The 21991-nt window shown below is 40.9% G+C and carries 16 protein-coding genes and 1 riboswitch; of the genes, 1 reads left to right on the forward strand and 15 read right to left on the reverse strand.

Going from position 1 to position 21991, the window contains the following annotated elements:
• Position 1: 1 nt before the first annotated feature.
• The 6 genes from pelG to MFF31_RS07560 form a co-directional block, all read right to left on the reverse strand.
• Positions 2–3118, reverse strand: coding sequence for an exopolysaccharide Pel transporter PelG (gene pelG, locus MFF31_RS07535; RefSeq protein WP_238187434.1), 3117 nt, complete (start codon positions 3116–3118; stop codon positions 2–4).
• Positions 3094–4536, reverse strand: a complete 1443-nt coding sequence (gene pelF, locus MFF31_RS07540) for a GT4 family glycosyltransferase PelF (RefSeq protein WP_238187435.1) — start codon at positions 4534–4536, stop codon at positions 3094–3096. Before pelF ends, pelG begins: the two co-directional genes overlap by 25 nt.
• A gap of 3 nt (positions 4537–4539) precedes the next feature.
• A complete protein-coding gene (locus tag MFF31_RS07545; protein WP_238187436.1) occupies positions 4540–6381 on the reverse strand; it encodes a DUF2194 domain-containing protein in 1842 nt (613 codons plus the stop codon).
• A gap of 1 nt (position 6382) precedes the next feature.
• Positions 6383–7276, reverse strand: a complete 894-nt coding sequence (locus MFF31_RS07550) for a hypothetical protein (RefSeq protein WP_238187437.1) — start codon at positions 7274–7276, stop codon at positions 6383–6385.
• A gap of 1 nt (position 7277) precedes the next feature.
• Entirely contained in the window at positions 7278–9452 is a 2175-nt protein-coding gene (locus MFF31_RS07555) for an NAD-dependent epimerase/dehydratase family protein (RefSeq protein ID WP_238187438.1), read from the reverse strand.
• 293 nt (positions 9453–9745) lie between these two features.
• A complete protein-coding gene (locus MFF31_RS07560) occupies positions 9746–12430 on the reverse strand; it encodes a right-handed parallel beta-helix repeat-containing protein (RefSeq protein WP_248565423.1) in 2685 nt (894 codons plus the stop codon).
• 197 nt (positions 12431–12627) lie between these two features.
• A riboswitch (cyclic di-GMP riboswitch) is annotated at positions 12628–12724 on the reverse strand.
• A gap of 193 nt (positions 12725–12917) precedes the next feature.
• Here MFF31_RS07560 and MFF31_RS07565 point away from each other — a divergent pair.
• Positions 12918–14342, forward strand: a complete 1425-nt coding sequence (locus MFF31_RS07565; RefSeq protein WP_238187440.1) for a hypothetical protein — start codon at positions 12918–12920, stop codon at positions 14340–14342.
• A gap of 188 nt (positions 14343–14530) precedes the next feature.
• On the opposite strand, the gene spoIIE is transcribed toward MFF31_RS07565, so the two are convergent.
• From spoIIE to yabN, 9 genes are all read right to left on the reverse strand, one after another.
• Positions 14531–17023: a stage II sporulation protein E gene (gene spoIIE, locus MFF31_RS07570; RefSeq protein WP_238187441.1), complete on the reverse strand. Its 2493-nt coding sequence runs from the start codon at positions 17021–17023 to the stop codon at positions 14531–14533.
• 284 nt (positions 17024–17307) lie between these two features.
• Positions 17308–17448, reverse strand: coding sequence for a hypothetical protein (locus tag MFF31_RS07575; protein WP_248565424.1), 141 nt, complete (start codon positions 17446–17448; stop codon positions 17308–17310).
• 83 nt (positions 17449–17531) lie between these two features.
• The gene (locus MFF31_RS07580) at positions 17532–18047 is read right to left on the reverse strand and encodes a S1 domain-containing RNA-binding protein (RefSeq protein WP_238187442.1); all 516 of its coding nucleotides are present in this window, start codon (positions 18045–18047) and stop codon (positions 17532–17534) included.
• Between the two features lie 316 nt (positions 18048–18363).
• Positions 18364–18672 carry an FtsB family cell division protein gene (locus tag MFF31_RS07585; RefSeq protein ID WP_238187443.1) on the reverse strand — a complete coding sequence of 103 codons (309 nt, stop codon included), beginning with the start codon at positions 18670–18672 and terminating at the stop codon, positions 18364–18366.
• Positions 18672–19289, reverse strand: coding sequence for a spore cortex biosynthesis protein YabQ (gene yabQ / locus MFF31_RS07590; protein WP_238187444.1), 618 nt, complete (start codon positions 19287–19289; stop codon positions 18672–18674). Before yabQ ends, MFF31_RS07585 begins: the two co-directional genes overlap by 1 nt.
• Positions 19286–19573, reverse strand: a complete 288-nt coding sequence (gene yabP, locus MFF31_RS07595; RefSeq protein WP_238187445.1) for a sporulation protein YabP — start codon at positions 19571–19573, stop codon at positions 19286–19288. Before yabP ends, yabQ begins: the two co-directional genes overlap by 4 nt.
• Before the next feature lie 151 nt (positions 19574–19724).
• Positions 19725–20012 (reverse strand): RNA-binding S4 domain-containing protein, encoded by a 288-nt coding sequence (locus tag MFF31_RS07600; RefSeq protein ID WP_197938184.1) that lies wholly within the window; start codon positions 20010–20012, stop codon positions 19725–19727.
• A gap of 3 nt (positions 20013–20015) precedes the next feature.
• A complete protein-coding gene (locus tag MFF31_RS07605) occupies positions 20016–20288 on the reverse strand; it encodes an HU family DNA-binding protein (protein WP_238187446.1) in 273 nt (90 codons plus the stop codon).
• A gap of 179 nt (positions 20289–20467) precedes the next feature.
• On the reverse strand, positions 20468–21976 hold the full coding sequence (gene yabN, locus MFF31_RS07610) for a bifunctional methyltransferase/pyrophosphohydrolase YabN (RefSeq protein ID WP_238187447.1): 1509 nt from the start codon (positions 21974–21976) through the stop codon (positions 20468–20470).
• Between the last annotated feature and the right edge of the window lie 15 nt (positions 21977–21991).

The raw sequence follows: 21991 nt of genomic DNA on the forward strand, positions 1-21991 counted from the left end.
TTTATTGCACCTCTAATTCTCTTATGCTGGAATGAACTTCATCTTCAACATCAAGATAGTAGTTAAATGAACCTTGCTCGTTGCCGTGGCTGTCTCGTGCAACAACCCTCCAATAATAAATTCCTGACTTAAGCCCTTCCACTTCTAATTTATTCATCTTTACATTTGTTTCTGTTTTGACAAGGTTCTGAAGTTGTGGATCTCTCGCCAAAATTACGTCATAAACGATATCATCTCCCTGGATATCATAAGAGAGTCCCCAACTTAATATTGTTTTTCCTTTTTCTTGAACAACATCATGTTGATAAAATGGTTTTGGATTTTCAAGATCCGCTAAAAATCTTTCCATGCCGCGTTTTGGTGTTTCTCTTAACACTTGCAATTCATTTTGAAATTGCGTATTCAAATTCGGCAGGAATCGAATGTCCGGATCTCTATATAAGAATGGTTCTACCGTCTTCTCATACTGTTTGATTAATTCCGAAATTTTTTCTTCGTTAATGCTAGCACTTAGTTCTTTTACTTTCGCTTTTAGCTGCTCCACATGTTCTGGGTTTCTGAAATATCGATTATGCAGAACGGAATCCCAATAGTTGCTAATTCCATTTTGGAAACTACGAATACTAGATTTCCGACGCTGCAGCTCCCAACCACCATCGTAGTCCCAAGGCAATATGTACCATTTATCCGAATTCAATGGGGAATACAAATAAAAATTGTTTGCATCCGTGTCCATATTGTCCATTAGTATATTTGAGGCTGTCCATGTTAAAAAATTATCTAAATCAAAGTGCTTCTCCATCACATCTTTTATCGATAAGCGCATATTGTTAACATCATCAAGCATGCGTATAAGCTTATCGTGCTCTTCTCTACCTTTAATCTCTAATATCGTTTGAAAAGCATCCTTGTCGTAAGTAGGATCATCATGTGATTTGATGAGTTCAGGATATCGTCTATATTCAAAAAACGTTACCTTATATAAATAACCATTCGGATCGAGCATATGTGTTTTCATAAATCTTTTGTTAGGCTGCTCTACATGGGTGTATAACCCGTAATCCTCGAAAGCTGCTTTACTGTTGCCTTCTGATAAGTCCTTCACATACATATGTACAAATTGGGTTCGCAAGCTTGTCATATTAGGGATCGTTTCAAATAAGTCAAAGCTTAGTTTATTTCTGATCCGAGTTAAATCGAGCATATGTTTATTCAAATTCAAAGTACTTTGATCCATCCATAAGCCTGCTTCATCGTTAAGCTTGATCCGATATGACTTCTGCGGCAACGTCCAAGCTGTTCTACCTCGTATCGTTATAGTTGCATTTGCTTGATCCGTTCCATAGCCAAAATAACCTTGCTTAGGCCCCACACCATCACTTAACCCTTCTTGTACAATAACACCTAGCTTGCTTTCATCTTCCCGGCTTGGTAAACGATTTAGCCCATACCAATTTAATGGGCTATTCGCCTCCTTGCTACTTGGCAGTATCGTTACATACAGGGTCTTTAATGAAGCATTATCATCCCGTTCATATAATCTCTTGTCTTCAACTAGCTTTGTTGATGGAGTCGTTGTTGATAATTGAGGTGCGTTTTTCACTTCTTTTATGTTAGCCGTATTGGAACTACTAGTAGTCGTCTCCGTACAAGCTGATAACACAAGCGTCATAAGCAGAATTACCGATACAACTGTTCCTGGTTTAGTGAAAAAAGATTTGCCCTTCGTTTGTTTACTTTGACTAAGTGGTTGTGAACAGAACGTAAAGTAGTCTATATTGCGAAGCACATACAGCAATCGAGCTATAACAACCCCGAGCGAAATAAATGAAGCAATAAACATACCAAGTCCGTCATAATTAAGCATCATCATCCAATAAGAAAACACTATGTTTAATAGGACAAATAATCCACCGATAGCGACGACACCTTTGCGATCATCAAAATACATAAGAACATGAATAAGAACAAACATAGTAATAAAGAGAAAATAAGAAAGAACTAGTAGGTTATACAAATCAAGCTGGGCCATCGTAAAACCGATCTTTGGAAGAAACTTAATTCCAAGCGCAATAGCCATAACCGTAAACATTAGTTGAACCTCCATTAGGAGGCTAATTTGCTTTACTAACGTATTTTGCATATTTTTCTTTGCTGTTCGGATATCCTGAATCGTACCCCCATTAATAATGTGCAAATAATAGGTGCGAAACTTTTCATAAAACGCCGTTTCAACGAATACTACAAATGTGACGAGTGTAGGCATAACTGATAAAAAAGCAAAAAACACAGGTAAATCATAATAAGGCATTACTAAAAAGCGATTCGCTACCAGCACTCCATCAGGACCAAGCCAATAAACGAAGTTGTGTAAGTAAACGCCAGAATAAACAAAACAGCCTGCGAAAAATAACGAGCTGAATTTTTTGAAGTATGTAACAAACGAAAATAAATAGTGACGATTTGCTCTCGGAAACTTTTGTTCAAAATGGTGGAAGGATAATACTGCGATTATAAAAAAGCCAATATCAATACCAAACAATGCTGCTGATGTTGCCTTAAGATCGGTTAATAAAAATAATAGCCATCCACTAACGAGTGCAGCTGATGTTCCTATAATGAATCCACGTACGATTCGAATATAATCTTTGAGTGCAGATAGAAACACACCCTGCAGCCAAATGACAATGAGCTCCATAAAAAATAAATAAGCAGCAAACTTATAGCTTATATCAGCATCGACTTCCTTAATGAATATCCATGCAACAATGGCACAGAGAGGCAGCATGATAACAAGTGCCCCATAAAAGGATGACATCAGTCGATCGTATTTCTTTTCATAAATCATATCAGCGACATATCTGGTCAATACAATGGATATCCCGCTTGTGCAAATAATTGAAAATACGAAACAATAGGATACGGTTGCAATATAAAGCTCCCATTCAATATAACTGTCACTGTAATTATTCATAATTCGTTGTAGTGCAATGATTAGAAACATACATAAGATCATTGGCCCAACGGTTGTCAGTGAAGAATAAGCATATGCTTTAACATTATTAATGAGTCCTTGCTCTCGAAATAGCTTTCTTAACTCGAAGCCGATTCCCGCCATTGCTGTCCACCTCCTAACGATTGATACAATGCGCGATAGCTTTCAATAACATCCTTTTGGCGATAATACTTCTGAACGCGAAGAAAAGCATTACGCCCCATCTCCATTCGCAATTGTTGATCTTTACATAGTTGAATGGCTGCCAGTGCAAGTTTTTCGTAATGCATGACTGGTGCGATCAACCCAGCGGGACCAATACCATCTTCTATCCCTTCAAGCAGTTCCTTACAGCTTCCAACATTCGTAGACACGAATGGCTTAGAACTCGCCATACCTTCCAATATCGCAAGTGGTTGTCCTTCACTGATACTTGTCAGCATTAATAGATCCATCCGGCCCAAATACTCTTTCACCTGAATAGAACCCGTGAAAGTTACATCCTCTAACGACAATGTTTCTACTAATTGCAAACATTCCTCATAGTACTGCTCGTCCTCTTCATAAGGACCCATAATGCAGAATTCAGCTTGTGGTATTTCACGTTTTATAAGCGCAAAGCTCTGCAACATCGTCTTAATGTCCTTAATAGGAACTACACGTACAATAGCACCAATACGAATGACAGTATCATTTTTATTAACTGTTTCTATGTTGACGTATTCTGCGCTGTGCACGCCGTTAGGGATAACCTTGATCTTGTTGATATCGCAACCCAGCTCAACTTGAATTTCTTTGTTTCTATTAAATAATGTAATAATCTGATCGGATTCTTGATAGGCACAACTGGAGAGCTTATAAAAGTATTCAATCCACATATCTTTGAAATAGCCTTTAACCCAATCAGCTTTAATGATTTCTTCTTCCCGCTCCCGTGAATAAATGCCATGCTCCGTCAATATTAATGGTTTGTTGTATAAATGTTTTGCAAGAGCACCTACAACTCCCGCATACCCAGTGGAGACACTGTGATAGACATCCGCTTCAGGAATATCATTTCGTATAGTAAGAAATAATGGGAGGATCATAGAGCGAACGGTCCAAAACATCTCAGTGAACGGAATTAACTTATATTTCTTGCTGCAAATTTCTTCTAAAATGTCGAAAAAGTCTTTACTCGAAAGGAAGTCAGCTGCATTTTGAAAGTTTGAACTTCTAAGTAATTTAAAGAGATTATTCCAATTAACGTCTTCGCCGCTACCCAGCAAAGCCTGCAAATTCTGCTTTTGTAGCGAAGAAAGTCGGAACCGACTCCCCCACTTACCCTCCTCATCTAGATAGCTATCCAAAAATGTTTCTTTAACTTCAACAACATTTACTGGAAGCTGATATTTAAATTTCCCAGCCTGTTTGCTCTGAGCACCAATTGAATAAATAATAAATTCATGTTCTGGCATCTGAGCGATAATATTATGTATCCAGCTCGATACGCCGCCAGTTATGTAAGGATATGACCCCTCTGCAACTATACAAATTCTCATTGTTCACCCGCCCAATCCAATTGTAAATTTGGAGTCAGTTACAGTTACCAAATATACATTTTCATCCACTTTTTTGACCGTACAGTTGTCTTGCTTCGTAATTTTACGTTCCGATCGTAAAATATAAAATAATGGTGATTCATAATTAGTAACCTCGCCACTAAACGCATCATTTTGTTTTGTAATAGTCACTTGAGCATTTAGCGTTTTGGCCATGTCCAGCGCTGCCTCAGTAGATGTCTGGTTTCTAAGCCACGGATAACTTTTATCCAGTCTTTCTAACATAGCTTCAAATTCTTTGTATAGCTCGTCCCATGGCTTGTTGTGGCTTCTCGATTCCTCTAATAGATCATCTGGGTGAATAAAGTGGGAAAATACACCTACAGATGTCATCGCATTAGCTTCAATCCATCTATAATGTGGAATCTCAAAATATCCCGATGATATTCTTGGCATCTCAATAATGCCGTCATCCGCCACTTCAAACTCTTGAACGTAAGACATATTGCTATAATCTGTATCGTAAAGGGAAGATATTACGGTCAAATTAGGCCAAGCCGCTTTCAAAGCTTCACGACCGTCTGGCCCGAGAACATTAGAAGGGGGTACATACGACATAACGGAATAGTTAGGGAATGCACTGCCTAAATAACTAACCGCTTCACGTATAGATTGCTCCATAAAAGGCTTACCGCCCCATATTTTGTAACCTAAATAATTGGCCGTTTTTTTATTCGTCTGAAGCGATTGATGATTGTAGCCATGCAGCCCAATCTCACCACCACTCTTAAGTACTTCGCGGCCGTATGCAATGAGATTATGGCGCTCCTCATCAATGGGAGCAAGAAATGGAGGAGTTACTTGATCTGTATAAGATTGAATGACTGCCGCTGTATATTTTACAGAGTAGCGATTAGCCACTTTGAGCATATCCGGCCACCATATCTTATGGTAGAACGTTGGAATATCCATTCCATACTTACGATAAATAGTCGGCTCTATTCCCTTTTTTATTGGTGCAGGGAAGTCATCAATAAAGAAAATTTTCGAGTTAAAGATAGGGTAGATTGTATCCTCTTGCAATAAACCGACAGCCCCTGCAATAAGCCCTCTATTCCCTTTAACTTTCAGCATATCTCCATTAAAGACGATGAACTGTCCCGATCCGTATTCGCGCTTCCACATTAACGGAATTCCCTCTAAACTTTCTGCCAAAAGCTCCGTTTCATCATCAAGCTCCACGTTCAAAGAAACGTTAAAAATAAAGTCTTCTCCCGTTTTTAATCCCTTCTCAGCGATTAAAACATTGGAAGTAAGATGAATACCATTCGTCACATTATCATATTCAAATGCAATAATTCCGAGCTTGCGATAGAGTTGATGGAAATTGCCATCATTCTCGACTTTACTCATCAAAAACACTGATCCTCCGTCATGTACGAACGTTTCCAAACTTAATCGATCACCCATCAGATCAAGTTTCCCCGTAGTTAGCAAAGCATTAGTGCAGCTTCTATAATCAATCTTATTCTCAACTAAATCGACTACCTGAACAGCAAGCTTCATATATTCTAACGTCTGAATAGCTTGATTTTTTGTCTCTACACTTGCCTCATCACTGGAATCAAATACTACGCAATACACATCGTTCACATTTAGTGATGTCACAGGTTTAATGCCTTTATTTCTTTGTTCCAATAGAATCTGACGCTCCTCCAGCCACTCTCCATTATGGTTAAACTGAAGTACAAACTGTGATCTCGCAATCTGAATAAGGATAGCAAGTGCCAAAATAGCCACCATAATGATGTAGACGTTTCTCCTAAACTTTACATCCCTCTTCATGTTAAGCTCCCTCCGACCAGAATCGGACCAACGTCAATGCTTGATTCGACAGTTTTATCGGAGATTGCTTCAATTGTTCTAATGTGTGTCGAAGCTTCGAGACTGATCTCGTCTCAAAATATACCTTTAATAGGCACAGATACGTCTCTTCACTATGTGGAAACTGCTCCAAATAGCTTCTACTAGTTGCTTCGGCTATTCCGTATAACCCTAAAGCGAGCTCTGTCTCTATCTTATCCCGATATGCCCATTCCGATTGATCCGACAGCGTTATGAACTGCTCCAAAACAGTTAAATATGTATATTGATATTTGGTTATCGTTCTTTCATCAAGAAATCCGCTGCGAAGAAATCCCTTCAATACCTCAGCATAGGTTTGTACCATATATGGCTCATGTTTTTGGCTTTCGTACTGAACAGACAGATCTTGAATTGCAATAAGCAGCTTGCGCTTTACTTCCATAATGGCACTCACCGCATAATGGGATGTTTCTGTATCCTCATTGCTGACAGCAGTTTGCAATATTTCTAGGTAATGAATAGAATCCTGCTTCAATACATCTATCATGACCCTGCGTCTTGTATGATGTTCACTTACTACAAGGGCATCTTCAATTGGAATAACATTAAGTTCTTTTTCTGCCTCAAGCATCGAATAAATACCTACATGTCGTACTTTATGTTCTTCTTGTTGCTTCATAATGTAATCGTGAAATTCCTCTCCTGCATGAACATAGAATTTTCTTGGCCAAAATATCGGAAACAACCATCCTACAATGGGAAATATGGTCACAATAACAAGCTTGAGCAACCAATCAGAAATGGACCGACCATATCGCAACGCAAGCAAACTTGCTGATAGAAACACATAGATGCCAAACAACCATGCCACCATGTTATATGCCCTCTTGAACCACGCTTAATGTGATTCCCCTCTGCGCAAATCTGCCCAGCACATGACTTGCATCCTCTTTATTTGTATTGGACAAAAGAACCATAATATTTTGATCGATGTCGAGCCCCGTATAATCAGTTTCCCGCAGCATGTTTGAAATTTTATTGCCGATTTCCTCCAAACTAATGTTGCGAGCATTGCCTTTTAGCAGCAAATATGGCGTTTGATTTTTCTCCCACGCCTGTTTTTTTGATGATAATACCGTTTCGAACGCTTCTCTTTGCAAAATTGGCGTGCCGTCTACATACCGTTGTCCTTCCGTTGCCTCTATATAGGCAAATGCCTTGGACAATGCTGAGGATACTAGATCAACAGTTATCTTAAACAAATTTTGATGATATAAAGAAAACTTCTCGAACGACAAGCCATCGATCGCTACTACCGCAGCAATTTCATTCCTGTAATAGATTGGCGCACACATTAATGGAATGCCTTCAGCCAATTGCTTGTTTACATACATTTTGCCCTCTGACATAACCAATGTAAGATAAGGATGCTCATCTACTTTGAGCGATTTAGCCATTTGATTAGTATTGTTGGAGGATTGCGCTACTAAGCGTAAATAGCTTCCACTGCGACTTACCGTATATATCGAAACATTTGGAACAGACATAACAGACTTCACAACATGGACAGTTGATGTGAAAATATTTTCCGGCTCAAGACTTTCAAGCTCTTTCGTTATCGAATATATTTTGCCGTAGCTGTCTCCTGAATTTAAAATACGCAGTTGCAGCTCGTCCTTAACTTCACGAACTTCTTGATAGACACTGCTAAGAAAGTCATATTTGCTCTCAAGTTCCTCGTTCTTCTGTTCATTATCTTGGATCTGCGCATTTTTCCGTTCGATTGAATAGCCAACAACAAGTCCAATAAACAAATAAATCGCAATTTGGAAAAAGACATCTGTATCATAAAGCAATGAAATAAATTCACGTCCATCATCGAGCTTTTGATACACGAATAGCCCGATTGACATGATGACAGCTAATATGGATTGTCGATTACCGTACAAAATACCCATAATCGTAATGTAGAATAACTTGATATCAATGACTCCATAGGAAGCATATTGCTGACCAATCGTTAACCAGGCTGTCAAAGCAAATGCCAACATATTTTCCCCGTATGGCATGACCCTTCTTAATGCTAAACGTAAAGTTGATGGCCCATTGGAAGTTGCTGCTGCCGATTCCTGTTGGGATCTATGTGTTGAAAAATAAGCATACGTACGTTTAAGTCCTTCTTCGATCGAATACATTGGAGACCAATCAAGGTCGCGTTTAATTTTTTCATTACTTAACGAAGATCGGTCAATATCACCTGAACGTTTATCGGAAAAAGCAATTGGCTTAAGTTGTTGAAAAGTACCCATTACCTCCACAACTTCATTGACCGTGCACTCCGTATTGGTAGATAAGTTATATACACCACATAATTGGGAGTACGAAGAACGATAGATTGCATCCGCTACATCCTCAACATAAATAAAATCACGTGTTTGATTGCCATCCCCGTGGATAATTAATGACTGTTCATTCAACAAACGATTCATAAATATAGAGATTACGCCGCCTTCACCAAGCGCATCTTGACGGGGACCGTACACATTTGAAAACCGAAATCCGATCGTTTCAAGCCCATATAATTGCTGCCACTTCTGACTATACGACTCCCCTACCCACTTACTAATGCCATATGGCGAAATAGGGGAACAATCCGCACTTTCAACAATAGGCAGCTCAGCCTTCATTCCATATACGGCAGCCGATGAAGCATAAATGAATTTTTTTACGTTGTACTTTTTGGACAAATTGAGCATATTTACGAGCCCTAGAACATTAGATTCCGAATCTAATCTAGGATTAGAAATTGATGCCGTAACACTTACTTGTGCAGCCAAATGAATGATGACGTCGAATTTGTTCGCTCGGAAAACTTCTTCACATTTCGAATTCTCCACATCAAGTGCATATGACTTGTGTTTGAAGGAAATATTTTCTTTTCTTCCAGAAGACATATTATCGATAATGAATACATCATAGCCCTCCTTCTGAAACCGATCCGCTACATGTGAGCCAATAAATCCGTAGCCGCCCGTTATTAGTACTTTCAAACTATATCTACTCCTCTCATTTAAGCCTATAGAATGGTTCTATATTTTATTCAACTTAGAAATTTATAGTAAAATAGGGCTAGTTATTACACTTTTACATCATAATATATGAAACTAAAAATTTACTGAACAATTCAGCTTTTGATATAATCCGACATAATTTGATTGATTAATATACCTGCATATCTTTAGAAAATAAAAAAACTACCATTACCTTGAACAATAACCGTCATAATGACGAGTTATTGTCTTTAGCAATGGCAGCTCTTTAACTGCGACTTTTGTCCTGTTTTTTATTTAACCAACGTATAACCTGCTAGTTCGCCGCCAAGTGGCAGTTGTTTCTTTTTATTATCATCAATCATAACTCCTAGCTTCACTATTTCACCAGTATTCAAATCTAGTATTGAAAGAGGAATCGCCATCTCGATTATCGAATCTCCTCCAGCATAAGCTTTATTCTGTTTCAGATTACTTTTATCCCTCCAAGACCAGTTTGAACCTTTGCCCGTATAGGAATACAATCGACCGTTCTCGATCAAATATTCTGCTCCCGTCGAATCCCATTTGGATGTTTTATATCCGGTTTGTTCATCTTGATCTGTATCAAAGTACAGTTGAACTTTAGAAGTAAGCTTGCTGCCTTCAATAAGAATATACAAATACTCTGCATCATTCGTAACACGCATTACTTTAGGGTTAGACATGCTAGAGCTTAAGCTTGCCACATGAACCCAATCTCTTTCTTCGCCATCAATTTCGATGATAGGTTTCTCACCAGGATGTGGGCCCGTAGTTTCCTCATCTTGAGCAGGAAGAAGGTTTTTACCCATCGGGAGCCTATTTTCATGCGAATCTTTCCAAACATACCCTAGCTCTACAGTTCCCGACTGTACACCTCCGAGATCAGCTAAAGAAATGGAAGCTTCGACTACTGTAGATGTTGCAATAAAATTACCTAATTTCTTGTATGAACGAATTTCCTTCCAACCCCAATTCGTTCCACCTTTACCGCTATAAGAGTAGAGAATTCCATTCTCCAGTAAATAATCTGCTCCCGCTCCACTCCAATATCGTGCTTGAAAACCTGTTTTGCTATTCCCATCTGTATTTATATAAAGCTGCCCCTTCTCCCCGAGCAAATGACCGGTAACTAAAATATTTAACGCATCATCTGTTATTAAAGCTTTTATTGCCTTCACATTCGAGGTGCCTGTAGTCAATTCATCAACGTCATTCCAATCGGTAAAATTACCGTCAATAATGAATCTTCCAGTTGGTGGTGTAGGTGCAATTGTTGGTATCGGTGTTACTGGTGATACTTCTGTCGGTATCGGTGGTGTCGGTGTTACTGGTGGTACTTCTGTCGGTATCGGTGGTGTCGGTGTTATTGGTGGTACTGCTGTTGGTATTGGTGGTGTCGGTGTTACTGGTGATACTTCTGTCGGTATCGGTGGTGTCGGTGTTACTGGTGATACTTCTGTTGGTATCGGTGGAGGTGTTGTGGCACTCAATGATCCATTAAACTCCGATGCTCCGATGTCCACTGCAGCCCCTTGCTTGCGCGACGACCCGAAGAAATCATACATTGCATCATTATCTATACCTCTATCAATAGCTGGCGAATTATCATTAAGTAGGATAGATCCATTTTGAGTATCGGCTAGCTTGGGATCAGCGAAAATCGAATGAGCATCAAAACTCGTTGCCGCCCTAAAGTCTTCCAACTTAGAGTATGATTGACCCTCCCACTCCCAATAGCTTTTATCCTTCCCATCCATTCTGTAATATAAGTTATAATCAATTTTATTATTGCTGCCGCTTGAGTTGTACTTACTAAACAGTTGATTTCCAGGCAGGCTATACAAAATATTATTTATAATCGAGTTATTGAAGTTATTTTCTTGCAGCGCAATTTCACCAAATCCTTGCCCCAGGGTATCATTTTTAATTAAAGTATTATTCATAATAAAGTTATTTGTGGCACCGCCGTTTGACGCCTCCGATCCACCCATAATAATACCAGCGCCATCGTTATGATGAATATAGTTGCTCTGCACAGTAATGTTGCTCGTTGTTTTCCCTTCGACCTCACTTGCAATGGATATTCCGAAATCATTGTTGTACACATGATTACGTTCAATAACAACATTATTAGACCCGTCTGCATATATGCCCGGAGCACTATTAAATCCATCATCATAAGCAGAATTGACCGATGAATCGATATTATAGACTACATTGCCGCTGACCATACCGTTTCTAGCTTGATCAATGCATGGTGTTGAACAAGCACCATAGAATCCCGCAATATCTATACCGATGTTGTTATTGTCATGCACAGTATTATTTTCTACTGAAAATCCGTCAACGTTGCCGCTCACCGTAAGCGACTCACTGGAACCAAGAATAAGGTGATGAATCTCATTTCCGCCTACCTTAATATTTGTTAGCGGAAGATGTGTATTTCCGTATATATGAATACCATGAGCGTTCCCATCAGGAGACAAATTTTTAATCTGATGAATATTATTATTAAGCAGATGAATATTAGACCCACCTTGATCCACTCTAATACCAGCTGGATATTCCGAGCTACTTGATGACGAGAGGTTACGTACTTCAAATCCTTCTATAACGATATAGTTTGAATTGCGTATGCGGATAAGTGCACTTTCGCCATTAGAAATCGACAACTTACTGCCATCCACAATGGGCTGTTCGCCCGGAAATGCTTGGAATGTAATAAAGCCTGTAGGCTCTGAGCCAGAAGAAGAAATTGAAACAAACTCTTCATAAATACCGCCTCGAACATACACAGTGTCACCACCGGTTAGTGTGTCTGCTGCCTTTTGTATCGTGCGCCAAGGTGCATCAATTGTTCCAAGGTTCGCATCATCGCCCGAATTGGCAACATAATAAACCCTTCCAGAGCTGCTCGAAAATACTGCACTCGGAAGATACGAAGTAACAATCATAAGTGCTAATAGTAGGATGAATCCTGTTTTAATATACCTAAATGGAGTGCTTTTCGGTCCTATAGTTAACATCAGTGTCCTTAGCTCCTTTTTCATCACCCTATTTATTAATTCATAACTGCCATTATGATCCCTGTATCTTCGTTGAGATGAACCCCTTGACGTCTTTCCCTTTTTAGGCACAAAAAAACATCCTTTCGAGTGGTCCAGCCGTCATAATATCGATATACTTCCGATATGTTAGACCTGTGACTTTGCGTCTCCGTCTTTCGAGCGAATTTGCCTTTTTTCCTAACGATGTTATGTCATTACTACCATTATTAATTTCTTATTTACATAAATTCTTTATATAATAGAAAATTCCTCCACAAAATTCTGTGAATTCAAAAATATTTTTTTGAACGCTCAAAATAAACAATGAGAGTAGCCATTCATGCAGTTTTGATATGATCGAATAGTAAATAATTCCCTTTAAAGGAGTCCCTTCATGGCGCCAATTATTATTACACCAAACGTAGGTATTGGACCGTTTAAGTTAGGTATGAGCAAGATTGAAGTAGAGGAAATCATGGAACTCAACTCTAAAGATCTTATCCCGCACCATCACTTAGGTGGAAACATATATGAAAACTTATTTACCCATTTTGAATATGATACCGCAAGTTTCTTAACATTTACTGAAATTACAAATATGAGTTTCTACGATGAAATCATCTGTTTGTACGATGGTATCGATGTATTTAGGAACAAGTCCGATGAGTTTATAGCAGAAATAGAAAAAACATACTCTTATAATCGTATTGAAACTTTATTGGAATCAACATTTATATTCCCAGATTTAAACTTATGGCTCTGTTGCGAGAATCACTTAACGGAAGAGAAATTAGTCTCAGTAGATTCGGGACTAAGTCCTAAGAAGCTAGAGGATGAAACACGCAGATTGTACTTCTCTACTGTAGCGGTGGGTGTATCAGGTTATTTTGATAGTCGTTTAAATAAAAATGAACAATCACAAGTACGATCTGATTTAGACCACTCGACAACTATCCAGATTAATAATCAGTTATTACCAAAGCATGAACAAACAAAAGTTGAATACCAACCTCTTGCCGACGAAGTAAAAGCCGAATTAATAGCCAAATATGGTCTCAGTAATGAATCTGCCCCACCACAAATAAAGTCTCATTACATTGTTCGTTATTCCGCCTCCTCCACATTTGAGGAGATTAGTGGAGAAGATATTCATAATCATCCCGAACTGATTCAATATATAGAAGATGCAGGTCATTCAATAGAAAATGGTGTAATTAACCTCGAAGAATTACTGATTGCCAATACCACAAACTTTATTCCAGATGTAGCACATGTCCCGCCCATTGAGGAAACAACTTATGAAATAGAACTACCGTTCGAACCATTTATTATTACACCAAATGTAGGGGTTGGACCAATCAAGATAGGTATGTGCAAATCAGAAGTTGATGCAATTGTAAAACTCAACTCTAAAGAACGCAGAACCGATCGTATGCACAGTCCAAGCTTATTTAACTGTGTATTTGCCCATTTTGAATACGATTCTGAGGACAGATTGTCCTTCATTGCGTTGGAAAATAACTATACAGAAGATGGAATCGTTTGTTTATACAATGGAATTGACGTATTTAGAACCAAAGCTGACGAGCTCGTAGCAAAATTAGATAAATTATCACCTTATGATCGTAATAATCCTGAATTAGGTTATTCTTATATTTTTAATGAGCTAAATATTTGCCTTTGGAGACCTAGTGTTATAACTGAAGAAGACTTACATTCTGAACGCTTCCTAGAAATGAGTCTAGAAAATCAACAGTATGAAAAACGGTATCTCTACTTCACGCAAATTTTAGTTACTGCATCAGGTTATTATAAGTAAAACAAAATAAGCTCCCTTCTCAATAGCCGCAATGCAACAATTAAAGAGTTAACATTAAATTTTAGCGCAAATTCAGTCATTTGTTCGTCAATAAGTTACACGTGGAACATACCACAACACGATATTTTGTCGTGTTGTGGTTTATTTTCGCCCAACACTTCTTTTCATGATCTAGTAGCATACCCTCTCTAACTCACCGTCCTTGGTCTCTCCATTTTTGTAATACCCGGCCAGCGGAAGGAAGCCCATTCCGGCAAATGTTTGTCAATGCGTGCGACTAACACGGTCATATCATCGACAATGTCGCCCTCATGATAACGCACAACTGTTTCAAGCAGCGCATCTGCCATCTCCTGCGGGTCATCTGTACCAAGCTCGCTAATAATGCGCTTCATCCACAGTTCTTTATTAACAGCATGACCTGGTGCGTCATAAATACCGTCACTCATCATAACAAGTGTATCGCCAGGCTGCATCTGCATAGAAATAAAATCAACGTCAATATCTTGAATAATACCGATTGGCAGGTTATTAGCTGAGATTGGAATGACCTCTTTGCCCCGTTTAATAAAGCTTGGCGTAGAGCCAATCTTCATAAATGTCGTATGAGCCGTATACAAATCTACGATAGCCAAATCTACTGTTGCGTACATCTCCTCTGCAGAGCGAAGCAGCAGTACAGAGTTAACCGACTTCACTGCTAGTTTTTCGTCCATTCCAGACTGTAGCAGTTGTTGTAGAATCGAAAGTGCGGCGCTGCTTTCCTGTCGTGCTCGCTCACCGTTACCCATCCCATCGCTAATCGCTACAGCAAACTTACCATTTCCAAGCTCCACTAAGCTAAAGCTATCCCCCGACAAGAGCTCTCCTCCCTTCGCCGCACCAGCTACTCCGGTCTCCACCTCATATTGCTTCGCTGATCCGAAGATAACCATAGACGGTTCACCATGCTTAGCCGGCGCTTGTTCAGCCTTCACTGCAATATGTTCACCCAAAATATCGCTAAGCAGCGGCGCAATAATTTTGCGGCATTCATCGAAGCCCCTTCCGAACGAATGATACACTTCTATCTCTACATTTCCCTCCTCCAAATTAACAATATCAACACCCTGTATGGATAAACCTAAGCCTTCAACCGCCTCCCGGATTTGTTCTTCTTGCAAATGCAGTGTCTGACCTTCCCGCTTAATCTCCTTAGACAGGTCCTCCATAACCTGCGATACACCAAATAATTGATCAGCGACAAGCTGACGAGAATCGAATATTTGTTTCTTCCAATGCATATTATTTTGATACAACTCGTACTGATGACGCATAATTGTAAGCACCTGAGACGACTTTACGCAATGAGAGGTCCATGTTCTCGGCTGTTCCTTAGTGCCCGGAACCCGATTGTCCTCTATCGAAGTCATCATTTCGGTCATCATCTTATGTGTGTGATAAAACTTATCCTCCCAGCATGATTTCTGACGATGGCAGCTTGCACAGCTCCGTTCAGCTACAGCATTCATAAAGTGACCTACTTCTTCTTCACGCTTCAATTCGGTCACATTTTCATTCAATTGACCAAAACTGCGGGATAATTGACGGAACACGTCAGAAAACTGAACAACACGGCCTGCCGTCACCTCTCTTACCCGCTTAGCATATTCATGCTGTGACTTTACATGCTCGTTCGTTCCTGGCACATAACGAGCTATCGTACGAATGATACCGCGAGGTGTCAGCATTAGGAGAACAGCAGCTGCAACAGATTCCCATGTGGAACTCATCACATCCGCACCGGTTCCTATATAAATAGAGAGAATAGATGTTCCGAGCAGCAATCCAAACGCAGCTGCCATCTTCCCTCCATCACGCAGTAGTCCCGCTAGTAATCCAGCGAAAGCGAGCATACTCATTTGAACAATAGCGCTAAAGTCCGCCAAGCTGAGTATAAGTCCCGCGACTACACCAACCGATGCACCTAATGGTGCTCCACCTGCCATTGCGAACAGCAACAGCAGGAACCGTGACATAACATGCTCCGCTGACATTCCGTAGACGACCCAACCAACAGCGCCCGTCATTACTGACGCAAGCAGTATCATGACACAAATAATTTCTTCATGCTTTAGTGTAGCGGACTTCTTCGTCATTGTGAGGACCGGTATCGCGTGAATAAAGACGAGCGTCAGTACAAACGCAAGCGCTGCTTCAACAACAACAAGCATAAAGCTATACCAACTAAGGGTGTCCCCAATAAATACACTGAACAGCTGGACGAGTAACGTTGCCGTAAAGACAAGAATAGGTGCAGTTGATAACTCCGCCTTCTCATATGCCTCCAGCCCCTTCATAATGAGAAATAATACTGCAATCTCCATTGCAATCCACATAGGAGCAGGATCTGCGGCAAGCCAGCTGCCGGCAACAAGAGATACAGCAACCCACGCGTGAATATCACGCCGCATAAAGTAAATAACAGCAAAGTAGGCTGCAGCAAACGGCATCAGCGACTCCAATATAACAGCTCGTCCGAGCAGGAATGCAATACCAACAAGAAGAATCGTCCATTTCTTCGCTAATAAAACACTGATCAACCCTTTAAATGCCCTCCACTCTTTCCCTTTATTAATTGCTCCCTGCAACAAACCAGCCTTCTTGAATGACGGAATTCCTAATACGCTTTCTTTCTTCACTAACAGACACCACCAATCCGAATGTATTGTGTTCCCCATTATAGGAGGTTGTCTTTATAAAATTTGTCAGTTAAAGGAAGATGTCAAAAAGTTTTTTCCGACAAAAAGATAATGCGTCGCATTCAATGTCAGGTAACCTACAATCCCAAGCCCAGAGCCAGTTTGACCACAGCAGCAAGCTTTCATTGGCACTAGTTCATTCAACAAAAAAAACAGAAACCGTTTACAATAGCTTAGCGAATCTATACGATAACCTGTCGGTAATGCAGGAGGATAGGAGAAAACTATTTATTCGGGTTAGGTATATTCGCCAAACCGACTTTCCATTCCTTTCCATCGACATGGAATGAGTAATTGCCGAGTATTACGCCCTTCACCGTCGGCAAAAGCGCATCAGAGGGGCGAATGAGTCCACTATTTTGCAATAATCGCTTAACAAACTTCTAGAAAAGACAAAAAAAGCAGAGCCGCTGGGGCTCTGCTTGATCTATGAAATAGTCATTATCGATTAATCTCGCTTAGCTCCGCGTCCACCGCGTTTGCCTTCCGTATTCTTCTTAAGGGAAGAAATACGCTCTTCGCTATCTTTCAAGAATCGAGACATTTTATCCTCGAATGACGGTTTACCGTATGCCGGTCTGCCAGCCGATTGCTTGTTGAAGGGACGTCCGCCACCACGGTCTTGGCCGCCTCGGTTGAAACGTTCTCCACCGCCGCTACCTCCGCCTGGTCCTCCACTTCCACCGCTTGTACGCTCACGTTGCTGCGGCGGTTGTTGGCCCTCAGGCCGGTCAACAGCTTGCTTAATAGAAAGCCCAATCTTTCCGTCTTTGTCCACATTGATCACTTTGACTTTAACAACGTCTTCAATCTTCAAGTGATCCTTTACGTCCTTGACGTAATTATCGGCAATCTCTGAAATGTGAACTAGACCTGTGACACCTCCCGACAAGTCGACAAATGCCCCAAAATGCGTGATGCCCGTCACTTTTCCTTCTAACTTGGCGCCCACTTCAATTGCCATAAAATAAAATGTTCCTCTCTCGAAAGTTTTGTGGAAACACAACTTGCTCAATTTGAGCTAAGTTTTGAACAAAACTTACTTCGTAAGCATTTGGTATTGTCTTTAAAAACAAAACTTACTAAACATAAGCCATTGTTTTAAAAACAAAACTTACTTCGTAAGCATAAGTCTTGTCTTTTAAACAAAACTTACATCATAAGCAGCATTTATTAATGAATAATCAATTCTGCCTCGCAAGTATCGCTCTGCTTCTATCGTGATTATAACCGAATCGTCGAATCAAGGTCAACAGACGTTCACCCGAATCGTCGCCCTATTATTTACTGAATATCTGTTGTTCACCCTGTTTGACCATTCCTTGCTCCTTGGTAGCCAGTTGTGATATATATTCTGGATCGTTCAATCGTTCGACCTCTCGCTTCAATGCTTCAGTCTCTAATTTAGATGCTTCAAGTCCACTTTCAATGGTTGTGAGCTTGGCATTAGTCGTCTTCTGCTGTTGCATCTGCCCAAATAACGTATACGTAGCCCAGCCCATGAATAAGACGATAAACGTCATCCATATTCTGTACCTTCGCTTCGCCGGTGAGCGATCTTTTGATTTCTTCGCAGTCGCAGTAGCCATTAATGCTTTTCCCTCCTAAACCATCGGTTCCACCCTCTCGCAAAAGCAGACACCAGTTTTCCTAATCGCTCCTCGAATCGCATTCGATTCCAATAGGGTGCGAGCCATCGTCCAAGTGGACGGGTTATAGGCCTTAGCAACCAGAATAGCAGCAGCCATAAAGGACGAACCAATTGTACCACAATTTTTAGGAGGAAAATAGTGAGTGCAGTCCCAAATCCTAAAATAACCTTCACTATTTTGTAGAGCAAAAGGATAGGCTTCACAATAATAATATCGAATAATCGCAATATAAAAGTAATCAAAGTACCGATTGCTAGAATCAGCCACTTTACGAGTACGACTATCGGCTTGCTGAGCAGCCAGTAATAGACAATGACACCAACAGCTAGTCCAAGGAAAACGTATGCCCGCACCTCGCCATTGTTGCTGGCATACAACACCCGAAAGACGACTACAGCCGCAGCCATCCAATAGATGATATCAAGCAAAGGCAACCACCAGCGTGGAAATCGGAGCTCGTTCGATACTACGCGATAACTATCGAACACTACGCCCATGCCAAGACCCGACAACATCATAACCGCCACCGTAAACCATTGTATGCTTAAGGTCACTTAAACAGCTTTCCGAACAGTCCCTTGGATTTGCCCGCGGCCGCTCCATCTAAATAGGCGAGAGAATGTACTAATCCTTCAATTGCGACTAGTCCCTGTTCCAGGCTAAGATGCTTAATATGCAAATTCTGCCCTGTAACAGTCAGAAATCCAAGCTCCGTATCTAGCAGAAACTCTTCACTGTCAAAGCTCTCTACGTTGACAACTCCCGTCAGCTCTAGAAGCTTCCGATTAATCAGCTTCACATCTTGCTGACCCTTCTGCCCCTTACCCTGTTCAACCATAGACTCGTCCCCCGTCACGTTAATTTCTCTATTAACTTATGGGGACTCTGCAAGATTTAGAACTCGTCTTCTCTTATCTATTAAGGAACACAAAAAGGACCGTCTCGCGAGGTCTATGCGACCTCGAGACAGCCCTTCTATTTGAATGCTATTATTTCTGCTCCCAATCGAGACCGGTCTCGCGAGGTCGCTGTTCTTCTTTCACCAAGGTATATAGCTCGCCAGCTTCATCCTTGCGAGTTGACTCCGAAAGTCTCTCTACCCGGACCGTAACGATCTTCTGACCAAATTGGATTTGAAGCTCGTCGCCGACTTTGACGGCGCTGCTTGCTTTCGCTTCGCGGCCGTTAATCCATACTCGCCCTTGCTCGGATACATCCTTTGCGACAGTGCGGCGTTTGATAAGTCGTGATACCTTGAGAAATTTATCTAAGCGCATGAATTACTTGATCGCTTCTTTAAGCTTGTTGCCTGCTTTGAATGCAGGAACTTTGGATTCAGGAATCGTGATTTCTTTACCCGTTTGTGGGTTACGACCGATACGGCCAGAACGTTTACGAGTTTCGAAAGTTCCGAAACCGATCAATTGTACTTTGTCGCCGCCTGCAAGAGCTTCAGTAACTTCACCTAGAAAGCCGTTAAGTACCGCTTCTACGTCGCGTTTAGTCAAACCGCTCTTTTCTGCAATATTGTTGATCAAATCTGTTTTGTTCATTTGAATATCCTCCTAATAGATGTCGGTTATTTGTGGCTGCCGCTAAAGCGACTTACCCATTGGCAAAATATGCTCTTACGAAGATTACTTATTCTGCTCTTACGTACAAAATCCTGCTTCATACTGTAAATTTTTTTGGGAATAGTGCGGAATTTCGGCGAATTGTGGCGAAAAGTTAATTACGTTAACCGTTTTGCATCATCCCACCAACGATCCATTTCTAGTAAATCAGTTTGGTCAAAAGTTTTGCCATTTATACGAAGTTGCTCTTCAATATATTGAAATCGGCTCTTAAACTTTCGATTCGTACGAGAAAGAGCTTCTTCCGGATCGGCATGGATAAAACGTGATGCATTCACAACTGCAAACAGCAGATCACCAAGCTCATCGGCTTGCTTCTCTGCATCCTCTGATGCGATTGCCTCTCGGAGCTCTTGAAGCTCCTCTTCAATCTTAGCCAGCATAGGCTCAAGTTCATCCCAATCAAATCCAACCTTAGCCGCTTTCTTCTGTAGCTTGTAAGCTTTCATGAGAGCCGGCAGATCTGGCGGAATACCATCTAGCTCTGACTTGCGAGCAGCATCCGTTCCATTAAGCCGCTTCTCTTCAGCTTTCATGCTTTCCCAATTGTTTAAGGCCTCATGAGCGTCTCCCGCACGTTGATCACCAAAAACATGGGGATGACGGAAAATCAACTTTTCGTTCAATGTCTGGATAACATCGTAGACGGAGAATGATCCCATCTCCTCTTCCATCTGGCTATGAAGCATAACTTGAAGGATAACATCTCCGAATTCTTCTTGCATACCAACCGGATCATCGTTATCAAGAGCCTCAAGCGCCTCGTAGAGCTCCTCAATGAAGTTTTTGCGAATAGAGCTATGAGTCTGTTCTTGATCCCAAGGACAGCCTTCAGGACTGCGTAGAGTAGCTACAATCTCATGCAAGCGATCAAACGTTCGGTTTCTAAGTGAAGGATCTTCTGAACGCGGTATATAAATAACCGACAGATTCCCGTAGCTTTGATCCCGATCAAGCTCATAGATAGGAACACGAATCACTTGTTCCTCACCTTTAACCCCAAGTGCATGGCCGATAACGACCTCGTAATCCTCAGGATAACGCTCCATCAATGCTAACTTCACATCAGATGCAGTAAAGACATCATAAACCTGACCAATCAACATATGCAACCCTGGCTGCAGCTGCGAAGTTTGAAGTTCCGACGCATCGAGTAGCGCAAAGCCTTCAATTGGATCGATGCCGAGGCTTGTGAAAGCTGCATCTAGGAAACTTTCACCACCCACGATTTGCAAGTCTATCCCTGCAGCTTCACAGCGTTCGCGCAACAATTGAACCGTCCGTTCCGCAACCATTGGATGGCCTGGTACAGCATACAAGATCGTATGATCCCCGTCATCCGTTCCATTAGACACACTTTCACATGCTGCTTCTAGAAGCGTACTTGCTATTGCTTCATAAACCTCAGGAAAAGATTCATGCTGTTCATACAAATGATCAAATGTTGAATAGCTTATTTCATGCTCTTGCAGCAAGGACATAACCGGATGTTTTTCTGTGCGAGCAAAAATGCGCTTTGCCGACTGTAGTCTCCGCCATACTCCAAGCGTTATTTGATCGGGATCACCGGAACCAAGACCGACGATAACGATAGATTGATTAGCCATAGGGATTGCCTCCTC

It is taken from the genome of Paenibacillus sp. L3-i20, from assembly GCF_022180385.2.
Taxonomy (GTDB): Bacteria; Bacillota; Bacilli; order Paenibacillales; family Paenibacillaceae; genus Pristimantibacillus.